Annotated in this window: 15 protein-coding genes; 5 read left to right on the top strand and 10 right to left on the bottom strand. The window is 74.6% G+C overall.

The features are described from left to right. Positions 1-33 precede the first annotated feature (33 nt). Positions 34-1080: a nicotinate-nucleotide--dimethylbenzimidazole phosphoribosyltransferase gene (gene cobT, locus BLV24_RS15860; RefSeq protein ID WP_218133446.1), complete on the bottom strand. Its 1047-nt coding sequence runs from the start codon at positions 1078-1080 to the stop codon at positions 34-36. Between the two features lie 497 nt (positions 1081-1577). On the opposite strand from cobT, the gene cobU reads away from it, so the two are divergent. Further along, a complete protein-coding gene (cobU, locus tag BLV24_RS15855) occupies positions 1578-2165 on the top strand; it encodes a bifunctional adenosylcobinamide kinase/adenosylcobinamide-phosphate guanylyltransferase (protein WP_092683553.1) in 588 nt (195 codons plus the stop codon). Here the strand turns inward: cobU and BLV24_RS15850 are convergent. The 4 genes from BLV24_RS15850 to BLV24_RS15835 all read right to left on the bottom strand — a co-directional run bounded on the left by BLV24_RS15850 (position 2153) and on the right by BLV24_RS15835 (position 6308). Next, positions 2153-2881 (bottom strand): class II aldolase/adducin family protein, encoded by a 729-nt coding sequence (locus BLV24_RS15850; RefSeq protein ID WP_092683551.1) that lies wholly within the window; start codon positions 2879-2881, stop codon positions 2153-2155. The genes cobU and BLV24_RS15850 overlap by 13 nt on opposite strands. Positions 2882-3313: 432 nt before the next feature. After that, positions 3314-4843, bottom strand: a complete 1530-nt coding sequence (gene glpD / locus BLV24_RS15845; RefSeq protein ID WP_092683549.1) for a glycerol-3-phosphate dehydrogenase — start codon at positions 4841-4843, stop codon at positions 3314-3316. Between the two features lie 119 nt (positions 4844-4962). Further along, positions 4963-5493: a histidine phosphatase family protein gene (locus tag BLV24_RS15840; protein ID WP_143040334.1), complete on the bottom strand. Its 531-nt coding sequence runs from the start codon at positions 5491-5493 to the stop codon at positions 4963-4965. Continuing rightward, positions 5490-6308 (bottom strand): adenosylcobinamide-GDP ribazoletransferase, encoded by an 819-nt coding sequence (locus tag BLV24_RS15835; RefSeq protein ID WP_092683545.1) that lies wholly within the window; start codon positions 6306-6308, stop codon positions 5490-5492. The genes BLV24_RS15840 and BLV24_RS15835 overlap by 4 nt, the downstream gene beginning before the upstream one ends. A gap of 166 nt (positions 6309-6474) precedes the next feature. Here BLV24_RS15835 and BLV24_RS15830 point away from each other — a divergent pair, with 166 nt between their 5' ends. From BLV24_RS15830 to BLV24_RS15815, 4 genes are all read left to right on the top strand, one after another. After that, entirely contained in the window at positions 6475-7383 is a 909-nt protein-coding gene (locus BLV24_RS15830; RefSeq protein ID WP_092683543.1) for a metal ABC transporter substrate-binding protein, read from the top strand. Between the two features lie 93 nt (positions 7384-7476). Continuing rightward, positions 7477-8532, top strand: coding sequence for a manganese/iron ABC transporter ATP-binding protein (locus BLV24_RS15825; RefSeq protein WP_092683541.1), 1056 nt, complete (start codon positions 7477-7479; stop codon positions 8530-8532). After that, complete coding sequence (locus tag BLV24_RS15820; protein WP_092683539.1) at positions 8529-9473, top strand: metal ABC transporter permease; 945 nt, start codon at positions 8529-8531, stop codon at positions 9471-9473. The genes BLV24_RS15825 and BLV24_RS15820 overlap by 4 nt, the downstream gene beginning before the upstream one ends. After that, positions 9470-10318 carry a metal ABC transporter permease gene (locus tag BLV24_RS15815; protein WP_092683536.1) on the top strand — a complete coding sequence of 283 codons (849 nt, stop codon included), beginning with the start codon at positions 9470-9472 and terminating at the stop codon, positions 10316-10318. Before BLV24_RS15820 ends, BLV24_RS15815 begins: the two co-directional genes overlap by 4 nt. A gap of 528 nt (positions 10319-10846) precedes the next feature. Here the strand turns inward: BLV24_RS15815 and BLV24_RS15810 are convergent. The 5 genes from BLV24_RS15810 to BLV24_RS15790 are packed head-to-tail and all read right to left on the bottom strand — an operon-like array spanning position 10847 to position 16206. Continuing rightward, on the bottom strand, positions 10847-11521 hold the full coding sequence (locus BLV24_RS15810) for an adenosylcobinamide amidohydrolase (RefSeq protein WP_092683718.1): 675 nt from the start codon (positions 11519-11521) through the stop codon (positions 10847-10849). 8 nt (positions 11522-11529) lie between these two features. Next, positions 11530-12291 carry an ABC transporter ATP-binding protein gene (locus tag BLV24_RS15805; RefSeq protein ID WP_092683534.1) on the bottom strand — a complete coding sequence of 254 codons (762 nt, stop codon included), beginning with the start codon at positions 12289-12291 and terminating at the stop codon, positions 11530-11532. Beyond that, positions 12288-13289, bottom strand: coding sequence for a FecCD family ABC transporter permease (locus tag BLV24_RS15800; RefSeq protein WP_425426102.1), 1002 nt, complete (start codon positions 13287-13289; stop codon positions 12288-12290). The genes BLV24_RS15805 and BLV24_RS15800 overlap by 4 nt, the downstream gene beginning before the upstream one ends. Beyond that, positions 13286-14218, bottom strand: a complete 933-nt coding sequence (locus tag BLV24_RS15795) for an ABC transporter substrate-binding protein (protein WP_245710598.1) — start codon at positions 14216-14218, stop codon at positions 13286-13288. The genes BLV24_RS15800 and BLV24_RS15795 overlap by 4 nt, the downstream gene beginning before the upstream one ends. 32 nt (positions 14219-14250) lie before the next feature. Further along, complete coding sequence (locus BLV24_RS15790) at positions 14251-16206, bottom strand: TonB-dependent receptor plug domain-containing protein (RefSeq protein ID WP_092683530.1); 1956 nt, start codon at positions 16204-16206, stop codon at positions 14251-14253. Positions 16207-16215: the final 9 nt, after the last annotated feature.

Below are 16215 nucleotides of genomic sequence, written 5' to 3'. Positions count from 1 at the left end.
TGGCCCGTGATGGGGCGGGCCGGGGCCATCGGCTCAGGTCTTGCCGGCGACGCCGGCGCTCTCGAAGCTGGCCATGTCGGTCATCATGGCGGCGGCGGCGCGCAGCAGGGGCCAGGCCAGCAGGGCGCCGGTGCCCTCGCCCAGCCGCAGGTTCAGGTCCAGCAGCGGGCGCGCGCCCAGATGCTCCAGCGCCGCCGCGTGGCCGGCCTCGTCCGAGCGGTGGGCGAAGACGAACGCCGCCTCGCAGCCCGGCGCGATGGCCTGCGCGGCCATGGCGGCGGCGGTGGCGATGAAGCCGTCGACGATCACCGCCCGGCGGGCCTGCGCCGCGCCGATCATGGCGCCGGCCATCATGGCGATCTCGAACCCGCCATACTCGGCCAGCGCCGCCTCGGGGGGCAGCGCGCCGGTGCGCGCCGCGGCGCGCTCCAGCACCGCGCGCTTGGCGCTCAGCCCCGCGTCGTCCAGCCCCGTGCCCCGCCCGGTCAGCGTCGCGATCGGCAAGCCGGAGAGCTTGTGGATGACCAGCGTCGCGGCGGAGGTGTTGGCGATCCCCATCTCTCCGAAGGCGCAGGCGTCGGCGTCCCCGTCGGCGCCGAGCGCGCGGCCGGAGGCCAGCGCCTCGGCCAGCGTCTCGGGGGACATGGCGGGCGCGACGGCGGAATTGGCGGTTCCGGGACCCATGCGGCGCTGGACGAGGGCGGGGTGGTCCACCGGCTCGGCCATGCCGGCGTCGACCACCCGCAGCTGCACCCCGAGCGTGCGGGCGAAGACATTGGCCGCCGCCCCGCCGGCGAGGAAGTTGAGCGCCATCTGCACGGTGACTTCCTGCGGGAAGGCCGAGACGCCCTCGGCCGCGATGCCGTGATCGGCGGCGAAGATGGTGAGCGTGCAGCGCTCCATCCGCGGGGCGGTCGTGCCCTGAAGGCGGGCGAGACGGGCGGCCAGGGTCTCGATCCGGCCGAGCGCGCCGAGCGGCTTGGTCTTGCCGTCGATCACCGCGCGGATGGCGTCGTCGAGGGCGGGGTCCGGCGTAACGGGCGCGGAAGAGGGCTCGGAGGTGGTTGCGGACAAGGTCACGTCGGGGGCGGCTCCGGGATCAGCGACGGATGGGCCGGCCGGGCGCGGCGGGCGCCGGGGCAGGCGGGGCGGGCGGGCGGGGCGGACCCTATCGGCGGCCCGGCGGGGCGGCAAGCCGCGCGGGCGGGGGGCGGCGGGCAGGGACGGGTCGACCCGCCCCCGTCCCGACCTCGCGCCTCCACCTCGCGCCGCCCCCAGGCGGGGTTTTCCACATCAGGCCGCCTGCATGGCCCGCCGGCGGCGCCGCGGCCCGGACCTTGCTTCCGCCCGCTCCGCCCGCCCCCTGGCAGCCCGCGTCCCGTCGCCGCGCGCCGCGGGCGCAACGGCGCGGCCTGGCGGGCGCGGGACGCGGCGCCTGCGTCGCCGTTTCCCTCCCGCCCCGACCCCCCCCCGCGACCCCGCCGCCCGCGCGTCGCGGTTGCCATCCGGGCGGCCCCCGGCCTAGCTGTTGCAGGCGGGGCGCGGCGGGACCCGCGGCGCAAGGGGAGACGCGGGGCATGACCGACACGCTGGCGCGGCACGCGCTGATCCTGGGCGGCGCCCGCTCGGGCAAGACCCGGGCGGCGCTCGACTGGGCCGAGTCCCTCGGCCCCAACCGCGTCTACATCGCCACCGCCGAGGCCGGCGACCCCGAGATGGCCGCGCGCATCGCCCGCCACCGGGCCGAGCGCGGCCCCGGCTGGCGCACCCTGGAGGCCGCCACCGACCTCGCCGGCGCGCTGGCGCAGGTGGGCGAGGTCTCCGACGCCGACGAACGCGCCCACGCCGCCGCCCCCGAAGGCCGGGCCGACGCGGTGATGGTGGATTGCCTGACCCTGTGGCTGTCGAACCTCTTCGGCGCCGGCCGCGATCCGGAGGCGGAGGCCGAGGCGCTGATCGCGACCCTGGCCTCGGCCCGCGTCCCCACGCTGCTGGTCTCCAACGAGATCGGCATGGGCCTGGTGCCGGACACGCCGCTGGGCCGGTCCTTCCGCGACGCCCAGGGGCGGCTCAACCAGCGCATCGCCGCGGCGGTCGGGCATGTGGTCTTCGTCGCCGCCGGCCTGCCGCTGCGCATGAAGGGCGAAGGGCGCTACTTCCCGTAACCCAGCCGGGCGATCTCGGCCTGCGTGTCGGCGATCTGGGCGGGCGTCAGCACATGCGGCGCGCCGAGCGCCAGCGCGGCGCAATACTGGCGGGCCAGCGCCTCCAGCTCCACCGCCGCGGCCATCGCCCTGGCCAGGGTCGGGCCGCAGGCGATCATGCCGTGATTGGCCAGAAGGCAGGCCGACCGTCCCTCCAGCGCCGCAAGCGCATGGTCGGACAGGGCCTGGCTGCCGAAAGTGGCGTAGGGCGCGCAGCGCACGTCGTCGCCGCCGAACAGCGCGATCATGTAATGCACCGCCGGGATCGGCCGCCGGGCGATGGCCAGCGCCGTGCAATGGGCGGGATGCGCGTGCACCACCGCTCCGAATTCGGGCCGGGCCGCGAGGATGTCCCGGTGGAACCGCCATTCCGACGAGGGCGCCTTCGGCCCCGTCGCCGCTTCCGGCCCCGCATCCAGCCGCATGGCGCAGATCGTCTCCGGCCCCATCAGGTCATAGGGCGTGGAGGAGGGCGTGATCAGCATCCCCTCCGCCACCCGCACCGAGATGTTGCCCGACGTCCCCTGGTTGAGCCCGGAGGCGTTCATGCCCCGGCAGGCGTCGACGATGGCCTGGCGCAGGGCCACGTCGCCGGCCTTGCCCAGCACGGCAGGGGCGGGGGGGGCGGAGACGGCCTTGGCGGGGCTGGCGGGCTTGCGGGGGCGGCTGGGGGACATCGCGAGGCTCCGGTCGGCGGCGCGCGGAAGGGCGCCGGGATCGGGGCCGGAGCCTCGGGCGCCCGGGGCGGCATGTCCAGCGCCCGCGGCGCGCGGCTCACGGCTGCGCGCGGCGGGGCGGGCGGCTCGCGGTGGCCCGGCGCGATGCGCAGGACGTCCGCCCCGACGCCCGGGCCGGGGGCGCAAGAGACGCGCCACGGGCCGTGTTCTCGGGGGGCGGGGTCGTGGAACCTTGCTCGGCGCCTGCGGCCGGGCGGCGCGACCGGGGGCAGGCGGGAGCGGCAGGAGACGTCGCCGCGGACCTGCTCGCCGCCAGCGCCCCGCCGAGCCCGGCGCATCGACCTGCGCCGGGCGCGTCTCGCATGGCATCGACGCGGGCGCAGCGGTCCGGCGGCCGGGGCGCCGCGCCGCGCGCCTCCGGCCTCCCGCCGCTCAGGCCGCCTTCATCCAGTCGTCCAGCGCCGCGATCTGATCCGCGGTCATCCTCAGCCCGAGCCGGGTGCGCCGCCAGACCACGTCCTCGGCCTCGCGCGCCCATTCGCGGTCCATCAGCCAGCGCACCTCGCGCGCGGTCAGCCCGGCGCCGAAGTCCCGCCCCATGTCCTCGGCCGAGGACGCGCCCTCCAGCATCTCGGCCGCCTCGGCGCCGTAGGTGCGGATCAGCCGCGCCGCCTGCCCGGGCGCGAGGAACGGATGCGCCGCCTGCAGCCGATCGGTCAGGGCCGGAACCCCGTCCACCGGGAAGTTCCCGCCGGGAAGAGGAACGCCCGCCGTCCACGGCTTGCCCATCTTCGGCAGATGCGGGGCCAGCTTCTCCAGCGCGCTTTCGGCCAGCCGGCGATAGGTGGTGATCTTGCCGCCGAAGACGTTGAGCAGCGCCGCGCCGCCCTCGGCCTCCACCTGCAGCACGTAGTCCCGCGTGGCCTGGGTCGCCGACTTGGCCCCGTCGTCGTAAAGCGGCCGGACCCCGGAATAGGTCCACACGATGTCCTCGGCCTCGATCGGCCGGGCGAAATATTCCGAGGCGACGGCGCGCAGGTAATCGGCCTCCTCCTCGGTGCAGCGGGCCTCGGACGGGTCCTCGCGGTGGTCGCGGTCGGTGGTGCCGATCAGGGTGTAGTCGCCCTCATAGGGGATGGCGAAGACGATGCGCCCGTCGGCGTTCTGGAAGATGTAGGCCCGGTCGTGGTCGAACAGCTTCCTGGTCACGATATGCGAGCCGCGGACCAGCCGGATATGCGCCGGCGCGTTCAGCCCCAGCATCGTGCGCAGCACGTCGTCCACCCAGGGGCCGGCGGCGTTGACCAGGGCGCGGGCGCGGATCTCGGAGGTCTCTCCGGTCGCCTCGTCGCGATGGGTCAGCAGCCAGGTCCCGTCCTCGCGCTTGGCGTGGATCAGCCGGGTGCGGGTGCGGATCTCGGCCCCGCGGTCGGCGGCGTCGCGGGCGTTCAGCGTCACCAGCCGGCTGTCCTGCACCCAGCAGTCGGAATATTCGAACCCGCGGGTCAGCTCGGGCTTGAGCGGCTTGCCCACCTCGGCCTCGCGCAGGTTCAGGGTGCGGGTGGCGGGCAGGATCTTCCGCCCGCCCAGGTGGTCGTAGATGAACAGGCCCAGCCGCAGCAGCCAAGCCGGGCGCAGGCCGGGCGAGTGCGGCAGCACGAAGCGCAGCGGCCAGGCGATGTGGGGCATGGCGCGCAGCAGGGTCTCACGCTCGATCAGCGCCTTTCGGACCAGGCTGAATTCGTAGAACTCCAGATAGCGCAGCCCGCCATGGAACAGCTTGGTCGAGGCCGAGGACGTGGCCTGCGCCAGGTCCTGAGCCTCGCACAGATGCACCTTCAGGCCGCGCCCGGCCGCGTCGCGCGCGATGCCGCAGCCGTTCACGCCGCCGCCGATGACGGCGAGGTCGTAGATTTCGCCAGTAGGGGTGCCGGGGGTCGCGGCGGCGGATTGCGCGGTCATCTCGGGGCTCCTCCAGGGGCTCCTCGCGGCGGGACGGTTTCAGAGGAACATGTTGCGGCGAGCCGGTAAACCAAGGCCGGGACGAAGGATCGACGCAGGGGGGCGGGTTCGCCGCGCCGTCAGGCGGCCGGATCGAGGGGGGTGAGATGGGGCGCGGGCCAGGCGAAAGCGGCCGCGAAATCCAGTCCCGCCAGCGCCATGCGCAGCGCCCGGATCGGGCCGGCATGGGCGAGAACGAGGGGCGCGGGGGCGGCCTCGGCCTCCGCCCAGGCCTCGGCCACGCGGGCGCGCAGGGCGGCGAAGGTTTCGCCCTGCGGGGGGGCGCGATGCTCGGGGTCCTCGGCCCAGGGGTCGGATTCGGCGCGCGGGATCCCGGCCCAGGGGCGCCCCTCCCAGGTCCCGAAATCCAGCTCCTGCCAGCGCGGATCGACGCGCAGCGGGATGGCCAGCGCCGCGGCCAGGCGCCGGGCGGGCAGAAGGCAGCGCGGGGCGGGAGAGGCGATGATCGACCCCCGGTCCGCAAGGCGGGGGCGCAGCGCATCCGCCGCCGCCTCCCATCCGGGCGCGAGGCCGGGGTCGCGGCGCCCGTAGCAGAGCCCCGGCGCAGCCGCCACCGCAGGGTGGCGCATGACCAGCGGCCGGGCGCTCACGGCCCGACCAGCAGGATGGCGAGCGCCAGAAGCGCCGCGATCTCGGCCGCCTGCTCCACCGCGCCCAGCCCGTCGCCGGTATAGCCGCCCAGCCGCCGCACCAGCCGGCGCAGCATCAGCGCCCCGGCCCCCAGCCCGACGCAGAGCCCGGCGAGCCCGGCGAGCCCCGCCGCCGCCGCGCAGATCGCCGCCGCGATCGCCAGCGCCGCCGCCAGCGTCCCCCGCGCCAATCCGCCGGCCACGGCCGACGCCTTGCCCTCGGTCCGCGCATAGCCCGCGAAACGCAGCGCGCCGACGATGGCGGCCCGGCCCGCGGCATGGCTGGCGACCAGCGCCGCGAACCCCTCGGCCGGCCCCAGCCCGGTCAGCGCCCCGGCCCGCAGCATCAGCGTCGCGATCAGCGCCGCCGCGCCATAGGCCCCGATGCGGCTGTCGCGCATGATCTCCAGCGCGCGTTCCCGCGTCGCCCCGCCGCCGAGCCCGTCCAGCGTGTCGGCCAGCCCGTCCTCATGCAGCGCCCCGGTCAGCGCCATGGAGACCGCGATCGCCGCCGCCGCCGCCGCCAGGGGCGCCAGGCCCAAGCCCGAAGCCCCCGCGAACACCGCGCCCGCCGCCAGCCCCACCAGCCCCCCGACCGCCGGATACCAGCGCGCGGCGCGGGCCAGCATGTCCGGCGCATGGCCGACCCAGGCCGGAACCGGGATGCGGGTGAGGAATTGCAGCGCGTAGAGCGCGAGCCCCAGTTCGCGCCGCACCGCGCCCTGCCGGGAGGCGGGCGGGTCCGGCCGGTCGGGAGGGGGGGCGGCGTCCTGCATGGGGCCAGTCTTAGGCCCGGCCGGGCGCGGGCGCCAACGGGCCGCGAGGTCGCCCCTCCGCGCCCCGCCTGCGACAATCCTGAGAACCGTTCGCAATAACCTTGACTTCCTGAGAATGATTCTCAAGGTAAAGCCCGATGACGAGGGTTGCGAGGAGATCCGACCGATGACGTCGACGACAACGCGCAGGCTCGGCGGCGCGGCGCTGGCTCTGGCGGCGCTGCTGGCGCAGCCCGGCGCGGCCGCGGCGAAGATGAAGGTCGTCACCACCTTCACCGTGCTCGCCGACATGGCGCGCAACGTGGCCGGCGACGCGGCGGAGGTGGTCTCGGTCACCAAGCCGGGCGCCGAGATCCACGGCTACCAGCCCACGCCCCGGGACATCGTGGGCGCCCATGACGCCGACCTGATCCTGTGGAACGGCCTGAACCTGGAGCTGTGGTTCGAGCAGTTCCTGGCCAATCTGGGCGACGTGCCCTCGGTCACGCTCAGCGACGGCATCGACCCGCTGCCCATCGGCGGCGGAAGCTATGCGGGCAAGCCCAACCCCCACGCCTGGATGGGGCTGGCGAACGCCCGCATCTACATTGACAACATCGCCGCCGCCTTCGCCGCGCACGATCCCGACAACGCCGCCGCCTACGAAGCCAACGCCGAGGCCTACAAGGCCGAGCTGGGCGCGGTGATCGAGCCCCTTCAGGCCCGGATCGCGCGGATCGAGGAAAGCCGCCGCTGGCTGGTCACCTGCGAGGGCGCGTTCAGCTATCTCGCCCGCGACTTCGACATGGCGGAGCTCTATCTCTGGCCGATGAACGCCGACCAGATGGGCACGCCCCAGCAGGTGCGCGCGGTGATCGACGGGGTGCGCGACCACGCCATCCCCGCGGTGTTCTGCGAAAGCACGGTGAACACCGCGCCGGCCAGGCAGGTGGCCCGCGAGACCGGCGCCCATTACGGCGGGGAGCTCTATGTGGACAGTCTGTCCGAGCCGGACGGCCCCGCGCCGACCTATCTCGACATGCTGGCGCTCACCTCGCGCACCATCGCCGAGGGGCTCGAAGCCGGAATGAACTGACGACAAGGACCCGCCCGCCGCCTCCCCGCCGCCCGGTCCTCTCCCAGCCGCCGGGCGCGCCGCCGCTCCCAGCCGCCGCAAGGACCGTTCCGAATGCCTGACGACCGCCCCGCCGCGACCCCGCCCGCCTCCGCCGCTCCGGAGGCGACCGCGGACGGCCCCGGGGCCGCGCCGGGCGCCGAAGCGGGCCTTGCCCCCGACGCCCTTGCGCCCGACGCCCGCGAACCCGACGCTTGCGAGCCGGGGGGCGGCATCCGCGCCCGGGACGTCACCGTCACCTATCGCAACGGCCACACCGCCCTGCGCCGGGCGAGCTTCGAGATCCCCCGCGGCACGATCACCGCGCTGGTCGGGGTCAACGGCGCCGGCAAATCCACCCTGTTCAAGGCGATCATGGGATTCGTCCCCGCCGCGGCCGGCGAGATCGAGCTGCTGGGGATGTCGGTGCGCGAGGCGCTCAAGCGCAACCTCGTGGCCTATGTCCCCCAGTCCGAGGAGGTCGACTGGGCCTTTCCGGTGCTGGTCGAGGACGTGGTGATGATGGGCCGCTACGGCCATATGGGCTTCCTGCGCCGGGCCTCGGCGCGGGACCGGGCGGCGGTGGCGGACGCGCTCGACCGGGTGAACATGGCCGATTTCCGCAAGCGCCAGATCGGGGAGCTTTCGGGCGGCCAGCGCAAGCGCGTGTTCCTCGCCCGGGCGCTGGCGCAGGAGGGGCGGGTGATCCTGCTGGACGAGCCCTTCACCGGCGTCGACGTGAAGACCGAGGCCCAGATCATCGGCCTGTTGCGGGAGCTGCGCGACGAGGGGCGGGTGATGCTGGTCTCCACCCACAATCTCGGCTCGGTGCCGGAGTTCTGCGACCGGACGGTGCTGGTGAAGGGCACGGTGCTGGCCTATGGGCGCACCGACGCCGTGTTCACCCGCGCCAACCTGGAGCGCGCCTTCGGCGGCGTCCTGCGCCATTTCACGCTCGGCGGCGAGGATCTGCACGACGACGACGACCCGCGCCGGGTCTCGATCCTGACCGACGACGAGCGTCCGCTGGTGCAATACGGCGACCGCACCCATCGGCACGAGGTCGAGGTCCGGGCGGCGAAGGCCGGGCCCGGGGCCGCCGCGGTTCGAAGCGGGGAGGATCCGGAATGAGCCTGCTGCTGGAACCCTTCGGCTACGCCTACATGACCAACGCCATGTGGGTCTCGGCGCTGGTGGGCGGGGTCTGCGCGTTCCTCTCGGCCTATCTGATGCTGAAGGGCTGGTCGCTGATCGGCGACGCGCTCTCGCATTCCGTGGTGCCGGGGGTGGCGGGGGCCTACATGCTGGGTCTGCCCTTCGCGCTGGGCGCCTTCATCTCGGGCGGGCTGGCGGCGGCGGCCATGCTGTTCCTCTCCGACCGCTCGGGGTTGAAGGCCGATGTGGTGATCGGGCTGATCTTCACCGCCTTCTTCGGGCTGGGGCTGTTCATGGTCTCGGTCAACCCGATGGCGGTGTCGATCCAGACCATCACCATGGGCAACATCCTCGCCATCACGCCCGAGGACACATTGCAGCTCGCGCTGATCGGCTTCGTGTCGCTCGCCGTGCTGCTGGCCAAGTGGAAGGACCTGATGGTCACCTTCTTCGACGAGAGCCACGCGCGCTCCATCGGGTTGCGGCCGGGGTTGCTGAAGGCGGTGTTCTTCACGCTGCTGTCGGCCTGCGTGGTGGCGGCGATGCAGACGGTGGGGGCGTTCCTGGTCATCGCCATGGTGGTGACGCCGGGGGCGACGGCCTATCTGCTGACCGACCGTTTCCCCCGGCTGATCGGGATCGCGGTGGCGATCGGGTCGCTGACCTCGTTCTTCGGGGCCTATCTGAGCTATTTCCTCGACGGGGCCACCGGGGGCGTGATCGTGACGCTTCAGACCGCGATCTTCCTCGCCGCCTTCGTCTGGGCGCCGCGGCACGGGCTGCTGGCGGCGAAGCGCAAGGCCGCCGGGGCGCTGGCGCGGGAGGAGGCCGCGGTCGAGGCCGAGCTTTCCGCCGCCGCCCCCGCGCCCGCCCCCGCGCCCGCCCCCGCGCCCGCCGAGCGGGAGGCCCGGACATGACCGAGACCCTGCTCCTGCCCTTCCAGTTCCCCTTCATGCAGAACGCCTTCTGGATCTGCGCCATCGTGGCCTTTCCCACGGCGCTGCTGTCCTGCTTTCTGGTGCTGAAGGGCTGGGCGCTGATGGGCGACGCGATCAGCCACGCGGTGCTTCCGGGCATCGTGCTGGCCTATATCCTCGGCCTGCCGCTGATCCTGGGCGCCTTCGCGGCGGGCATGACCACGGCGGTGGCCACCGGCTATCTCGCGCAGAACAGCCGGGTGAAGCAGGACACGGTGATGGGCGTGGTGTTCTCGGGCATGTTCGGGGTGGGGATCATCCTCTACACCTCGATCTCCTCGGACATGCACCTGGATCACGTGCTGTTCGGCAACATGCTCGGCGTGGGGACGCAGGATCTGTGGACCGCCGGGCTGATCGCGCTGGGCGTCTCCGTCGGGCTGCTCGCCAAGTGGAAGGATCTGCTGCTGCACGCCTTCGACCCGGCGCAGGCGCGGGCCTCGGGGCTGGCGGTGGGGTGGCTGCATTACGGACTGCTGACGGCGCTGTCGCTGACCATCGTGGCGACCCTGACCGCCACCGGGCTGATCCTGGCGGTGGGGCTGCTGATCGCGCCCGGCGCCATCGCCTTCCTGCTGGTGCGCAGCTTCGGGCGGATGCTGGCCGTGGCCTGCGCGGTCTGCCTGGTCTCGATGCTGGGCGGGGCCTATGCGAGCTTTTTCCTCGACAGCGCCCCGGCCCCGACGGTGATCCTGATCCTGACCGCGATCTTCATCGCGGCCTTCGCGCGGCGCATGGCGCTGACCCGCCGCGCCTCCCGCGCGCAGGGCGCCGCCGAGGCCTGACGGCCCCCGCCCGGTCTCTCCCCCGGCGCGGCGCCCCCGTGCGCGATCTGGCGACCCGAGCGCGCAGGTCTGAAAAACGCCGCGTCCTGTCGCGATCGCTGCGTTGCGGCGCCCGCGCCGCGCCAGGAGACCCGCCCCCCGGCGCGCGCGGCCGGTTCTTTCCCGCCTCCGCACCGGGCCTTCGGGCCGAGCCCATGGGCGGCCGGGTCGCCAGGCTGGTCCGCCCCTGTCGCCAGCGGACCTGTGAACCGGACGACCGTCTGCTCCGGGCCCGGGGTATGGGGCCGGACTTCGACCCGGCCGCCCATGGGCTGACGCGGGTGCATCGCCGGGCGCCGGCCGGGCGCGTCTGCATCCGCCTCGCAGACGAGGCGCCCGGTTTCGACAGCTGCGCCGCGATGGCAGAGTCCCGGCTCGCCCCTCATGACCTCTCCGCCCCCGACCTTGCCGACGCCGGGAGCGCTTCCAGCCCTCGCTCGCGGCCGAGGCCGCAGGCCCCCGACGCCGACGATTCGTTCCGGGGGGCGCTTACCCGGCGCCGCCATAGGCGCGCATCCAGACGCGGGCGCCCTCGGCGACCGCATCGTGGACGGCGCGGCCCAGCGCCTCGCCGACCGGGGTGTGCAGGCCGGCATGGCGGACGTCTCCCGGCGGCGCCGCGACCACCACGCAATCGGTGCCCGTGCCCGTGGCCGGCCCGGCGGCGGGCAGGCGCCGGCCGCTCTCCATCACCGCGCGGGTGCGGGCCTGCGCGGCGATGGACATGGCCTCGATCAAGGCGGCCTCCGACAGCGGGGCCGACACCGCCGCCACCAGGTTGATGGTCCCGATATGGGGCTTTTCGAGGGGCCTGTGCGCCTCCGCCGGTTGCCGGGCATCCCCCGCCCGCTCCGCATTCCCCAGTCCGACCGTGGCGAGGCAGGCGGCGCGGATCCCCTCGGTCTCCGCCTCCGCCAGCGTGAAGGAGGACACGTCGCGGGAGGTCAGCAGGCCCACGGCGTCCGCCATACCGCGCCCCGCCATCTGCCCGGCCAGCCAGTCATGCGCGTCGAAATCCGGGCCCAGATCCGCGTCCCGCACCTCGCGCCAGGCCACGAGGTCGGTCTCGACCAGGCCGGGACGATGCGGCGCCCAGCTCAGCGCCCGCAGGGGGCGGGGGAATTCCGCCACCAGCCATGGCCGCGCGAGCCGATGGGTCAGCAGCGGCGGGCTCACGGGCGCGACAGGGTCATGGGCTGCACGACCAGCGCCCCATCGGCGCGGGTCAGGAACGTCTCGATCCCGTAGACCTCGCGCAGGCGGTCGGCGGTCAGCACCGCGTCGGGCGCCCCGTCGGCGACCACGCGCCCGCCCGCCATCATCACCAGCCGCGTGCAGAACCGGGCCGCGAGCCCGAGGTCATGCAGCGACACCACCGCCGCCCGCCCCTCCGCCGCCAGGTCCGCGAAGGCCCCCATGCAGGCGAGCTGATGGGCCGGGTCCAGCCCCGCCGCGGGCTCGTCCGCCAGGGTCAGCGGCGCCTGCTGGGCCAGCGCCCGGGCGATGAGCACGCGGGCCTGCTCGCCCCCCGAAAGCTCGGTGGCGGGGCGGTCCGCGAAACCGGCGATGTCCATGCGCGCCATGGCCCCGGCGATGGCGGAGCGGTCCGCGCCGGACAGCGGCGCGCCGGGCGCGCGCAACGGGTGGCGGCCAAGGCCCACCAGCGTCTCCACCGTCACCGCCCAGGCGATTTCGCGCGCCTGCGGCAGCCAGGCGGCGGCGCGGGCGCGGGCGGGCGCAGGCAGCGCGGCGAGCGAGCTTTCGCCCCCCGCCCGCGCCAGCCCCAGCGCCCCCCGCATCAGCGACGACTTGCCGGCCCCGTTCGGCCCGACCAGCCCGACCAGCTCCCCCGGTCCGATCTCCAGGTCCGTGGGGTGGACCGCCACGCGGTCGCCATGGCGCACGCTCAGCCCGCGCAGGGTCAGCAGGCTCATGCCAGCCGCCTCCGGGTCGAAAGCACCAGCCGCAGGAAGAAGGGCGCCCCCACCAGCGCGGTCAGCACGCCGAGCTTCAGGTCCCGCTCCGGCGCGATCAGGCGCACGGCGATGTCGGCGGCGAGCAGCAGCGCCGCCCCCCCCAGCGCCGCCGCAGGCAGCAGGCGGGCGGGGCGCGCCCCCACCGCCCGGCGCAGCAGATGCGGCGCGACGAGGCCGACGAAGCCGATCCCCCCCGCCACCGCCGTCGCCGCCCCGACCGAGGCCGCGGCCCCCAGCACCACCGCCAGCCGCAGCCGGTCGAGCCGCACGCCCAGGCTCGCCGCCGCGTCCTCGCCCAGCGTCAGCGCGTCCAGCCCGCGCCCGGCGAAGCCCAGCGCCGCCCAGCCCGCCAGCATGAAGGGCGCCGCCAGCCCCACATGGGTCCAGGAGCGGTCGGAGAGCGAGCCCATCATCCAGAACATGATCTCGGTCGCCGCGAAGGGGTTGGGCGACAGGTTCAGCGCCAGCGCGGTCAGCGCCCCGCACAGCGCCGACAGCGCCACGCCCGCGAGGATCAGGGTCAGCGCCCCGCCCCGCGCCCCGGCCAGCCCGATCAGCAGCATCGAGGCCAGCCCCGCGCCCCCCAGCGCCATCAGCGGCAGCGCCAGCGGGAAAATCAGCGACAGCCCCGAATAGATCGCCGCCACCGCCCCCAGCGAGGCCGCGCCGGTCACGCCCAGCAGCCCCGGCTCGGCCAACGGGTTGCGCAGATAGCCCTGAAGGGCCGCGCCCGACAGACCCAGCGTCGCCCCGATCATCAGGCCCAGCACGGCGCGGGGGGCGCGGATCTCGCGCATCACCAGGGTCTCGGCCTCGCCCCGTCCGGCCAGCAGGGCGGCGAGGGAATCGAAGAACCCCAGCCCCGCCGGCCCGACCAGCAGCGACACGCAGAACAGCGCCGCGACCAGCACCCCCAGCGCGGCCAGAAGCCAGGGATAGGGCAGGGGGCGGGTCATCTCGCGACCGCGTTCGCAGCGGGGGCGGCGGGGACGAGCGCCGCGGAGCGCCCCTCCCCGGTCAGCGCCCGGCGGGCCGCGGAGAGATCCGCCACCGCCTCCGCCGTGAAGGGCGCGCCGCAGACCCAGCGGGCGTCCGACAGCGCCACCCGCCCCGCCCGCGCCTGAAGAGGGTCGAGCGCCGGGTGGCGCATCCCCTGCTCGCTCAGCGACGGCGGCGTGTAGGGGCGCGCGGCGATCAGCAGGTCCGGCGCGCCCATCACCAGCCGCTCCAGCGGCAGGCGGGCCATGCCGGTGATCCCCAGCTCCGCGCCCAGGTTGCGCAGGCCGGCGGCGGTGACGATCTCATGGGCCAGCGTGCCGGCGCCCGAGGACCAGGACGCCGCCTCCAGCAGCGCGGCCAGCGGGCGGGGGGCGTCCGGGGCGGGGCGGGCGGCCTCCAGCCTCGCGTCCATCTCCGCCGCCATCGCCTCGGCCTGCGCCTCGCGGCCCAGCAGGGCGCCCATGCGGCGGATATTGGCGCGAATCGCGTCGAAATCGGCCTCGGGGGCGAAGGTCTCCACCCGGAAGCCCAGCCGGCGCAGCATCGAGACCGTCTCCCGCGCCGTGTAGGTCCCGGCCAGCACGAGGTCCGGGCGCATCAGGAAGATCTCCTCGGCCCGCCCGTGGTTGACCGCGAACGCCCCGGCCCGGTCCCGCATCGCCGAGACATGCGGGTCGGAAGCCATGCTGGAGACCGACAGCAACTGCCCCGGCGCCGCCAGCAGCATGGCGAGCTGATCGGTGCACAGGTTCAGCGACACCACCCGGCGGGGGGCCTCGTTCTCGCCCCGGGGCGCGGGCGCGGACGCCGGCGCGCCGGGCGCCGGGTCCGTTGCGGGGACGGCCAGCGCCGCCCCCGCCAGCGCCGCCGCCCCTGCGAGGGTCATGGCGGCGGCGCGTCGCATGCCGGAGGGCAGGTTCAAAACCGGACCCGCAGACCCGCATAGGCGGCCACGCCCTGCGTCTGGTAGCCGTCCAGCTCCTCGTAGTCGGCGTCGAGCGCGTTGCTGACCCGGCCGATCACCTCGACCGTGTCGCTCACCGCGTAGGAGGCCGCCACGTTCAGCACCATGTAATCCCCCAGCTTCACCTGCGAATTGGGGACGTAGGGCGCGCGGAAATCCAGGTCCCGGTTCCCGGCCGCATAGCGCCCGTCCACCGTCACCCGCGCCCGACCGTCGAGGAAGGCGAAGGTCACGTTGGCCCCCAGCTCATGCTCGGGCCGGCGCACCTCGACCGCGCCGGTGGGATCCTCCGCATCCAGCCACGTATAGGTCAAGCCCAGCGTCACCCGGTCGGTGGCCTGAAGGGTGGAGGCGACCTCGATCCCCTGCCGCTCCGACGTGCCGGCGAGGTTCACCGGCGTGCCCACGAACGCGGCGTCGTAGACGGTCCCGATCTCGTTGGTCAGGTCCTGGCGGAAATAGGTCACGTCGATCATCGCGCGATCCGACCAGAACCGCTGCTCGATCCCGATGTCCCAGCCGAAGCTCTCCTCCGGCTCCAGGTCCGGATTGCCCTGCCACTGGCCCGGCGTGAAGCCGAACTGCTCGAACATGGTGGGGTTCTGCACGCCGGTCCCGGCCGAGCCGTGCAGCCGCGTCCCGGTCCCCGCCACGCGCCAGGAGACGCCGGCGCTCCAGGTGGTGGCGTCGTCGAAATCGTCGTTGAAGTCGTGGCGGGCGCCGAGCTGCACGTCCACCGCGTCGAGGAACGTCCCCCGATACTCCGCCGCCAGCCCGAACAGGGCGCGCGACTGCTGGTCGAGCTGGCTGGGGTCGAACACCAGCGCCGGGTCGTTGTTCACGAAGGTCTCGCGCGCGTAGTCGGCCTTGGCGGTCAGCGTGTGATCCGCCGCCTCCAGCGCCCCCGCATCGAGGCCGATGGTCGACTGCGCCGACATCTGCAGCCGGGTCGAGGTGGTGTCGGTGACATCCGCCCCGTTCAGCGTGGTCGCGTCGTCGGCGTTCAGGTAGGAGACCCGCGCCTCATGCCGGAAGCGCCCCTGCTCGGCGATGGCGAAGAGCGCGCCGAACGCCTCCTGCCGGTCGAGCGCGGAGGCGTCGTCGAAGACCAGGCTCGCGGTGTCGGGGGCCGCGAAGAAAAAGCCGTCGGTGTCCGAATGCCGGTCCACCACCCGCGCGGTGCCGCCCAGCGTCAGCCAGTCGTTGGCGAAGATCTCGCCGCGGGCGTTGAAGGTCAGGTTGCGGTCGCCGTCCTCCTCGCCGCCCGGCGTGCCGGAGATGTCGAACCCCTCCGTCTCCCGCCGGGCGAGCGAGAGCGAGAACGACCCGATCTCCCCCATCCCGCGGACCGCGCCCTGCACGGCGCCGGTCCCGTCGGTCCCGGCCTCGGCCTCGCCCGACCAGCGCAGGCCGGGGCGGGAGGCGCCCTTGGTGGTGATGGAGATCACGCCGCCCACGGCGTTGGAGCCGTAGAGCGCCGATTGCGGGCCGCGCAGCACCTCGATCCGGGCGATGTCGGCGGCGAGCAGCCCGCCGAAGTCGTATTCGCCGGTTTCGGGGGCCGAGACCTCGACCCCGTCGATCAGCACCAGCGTGTGGTTGCTTTCGGCTCCGCGCAGGCGGACCTGGGTGGTTCCGCCGAAGCCGCCGGTGCGGCTGACCGCGACGCCGGGCAGGGCGCGCAGGGCGTCCACGGCGTAGGTGATCTGGCGGTCCTCCAGCTCCTCGGCGGTGATCACCGAGTTGGCGCGGCCGTAGCGCTCCGCCGCGATGGGCGTGAGCCCGCCGGAGATCACCACGGGGGCGAGCTCCACGGCGTCGGCCGTTTCCTGCGCCTGGAGCGAGAGCGGAAGCGCCGCGAGAACGAGCGGCGGAAGCGCGGCGAAGACCGCGTGGCGTGTGCGGAACATGGGGTCCCC

The sequence above is a fragment of the Albimonas donghaensis genome, from assembly GCF_900106695.1.
Classification (GTDB): domain Bacteria; phylum Pseudomonadota; class Alphaproteobacteria; order Rhodobacterales; family Rhodobacteraceae; genus Albimonas; species Albimonas donghaensis.
Note: the sequence above shows the minus strand (reverse complement) of the source record. Positions and strands in the feature narration are given on the sequence as shown.

Bases quoted from the DNA above. Each gene is read 5' to 3' on its own strand.
- cobU (WP_092683553.1), top strand. From the start codon at position 1,578: ATGACCGACACGCTGGCGCGGCACGCGCTGATCCTGGGCGGCGCCCGC.
- BLV24_RS15850 (WP_092683551.1), bottom strand. From the start codon at position 2,881: ATGTCCCCCAGCCGCCCCCGCAAGCCCGCCAGCCCCGCCAAGGCCGTC.
- glpD (WP_092683549.1), bottom strand. From the start codon at position 4,843: ATGACCGCGCAATCCGCCGCCGCGACCCCCGGCACCCCTACTGGCGAA.
- BLV24_RS15835 (WP_092683545.1), bottom strand. From the start codon at position 6,308: ATGCAGGACGCCGCCCCCCCTCCCGACCGGCCGGACCCGCCCGCCTCC.
- BLV24_RS15830 (WP_092683543.1), top strand. From the start codon at position 6,475: ATGACGTCGACGACAACGCGCAGGCTCGGCGGCGCGGCGCTGGCTCTG.
- BLV24_RS15825 (WP_092683541.1), top strand. From the start codon at position 7,477: ATGCCTGACGACCGCCCCGCCGCGACCCCGCCCGCCTCCGCCGCTCCG.
- BLV24_RS15820 (WP_092683539.1), top strand. From the start codon at position 8,529: ATGAGCCTGCTGCTGGAACCCTTCGGCTACGCCTACATGACCAACGCC.
- BLV24_RS15815 (WP_092683536.1), top strand. From the start codon at position 9,470: ATGACCGAGACCCTGCTCCTGCCCTTCCAGTTCCCCTTCATGCAGAAC.
- BLV24_RS15805 (WP_092683534.1), bottom strand. From the start codon at position 12,291: ATGAGCCTGCTGACCCTGCGCGGGCTGAGCGTGCGCCATGGCGACCGC.
- BLV24_RS15800 (WP_425426102.1), bottom strand. From the start codon at position 13,289: ATGACCCGCCCCCTGCCCTATCCCTGGCTTCTGGCCGCGCTGGGGGTG.
- BLV24_RS15795 (WP_245710598.1), bottom strand. From the start codon at position 14,218: ATGACCCTCGCAGGGGCGGCGGCGCTGGCGGGGGCGGCGCTGGCCGTC.
- BLV24_RS15790 (WP_092683530.1), bottom strand. From the start codon at position 16,206: ATGTTCCGCACACGCCACGCGGTCTTCGCCGCGCTTCCGCCGCTCGTT.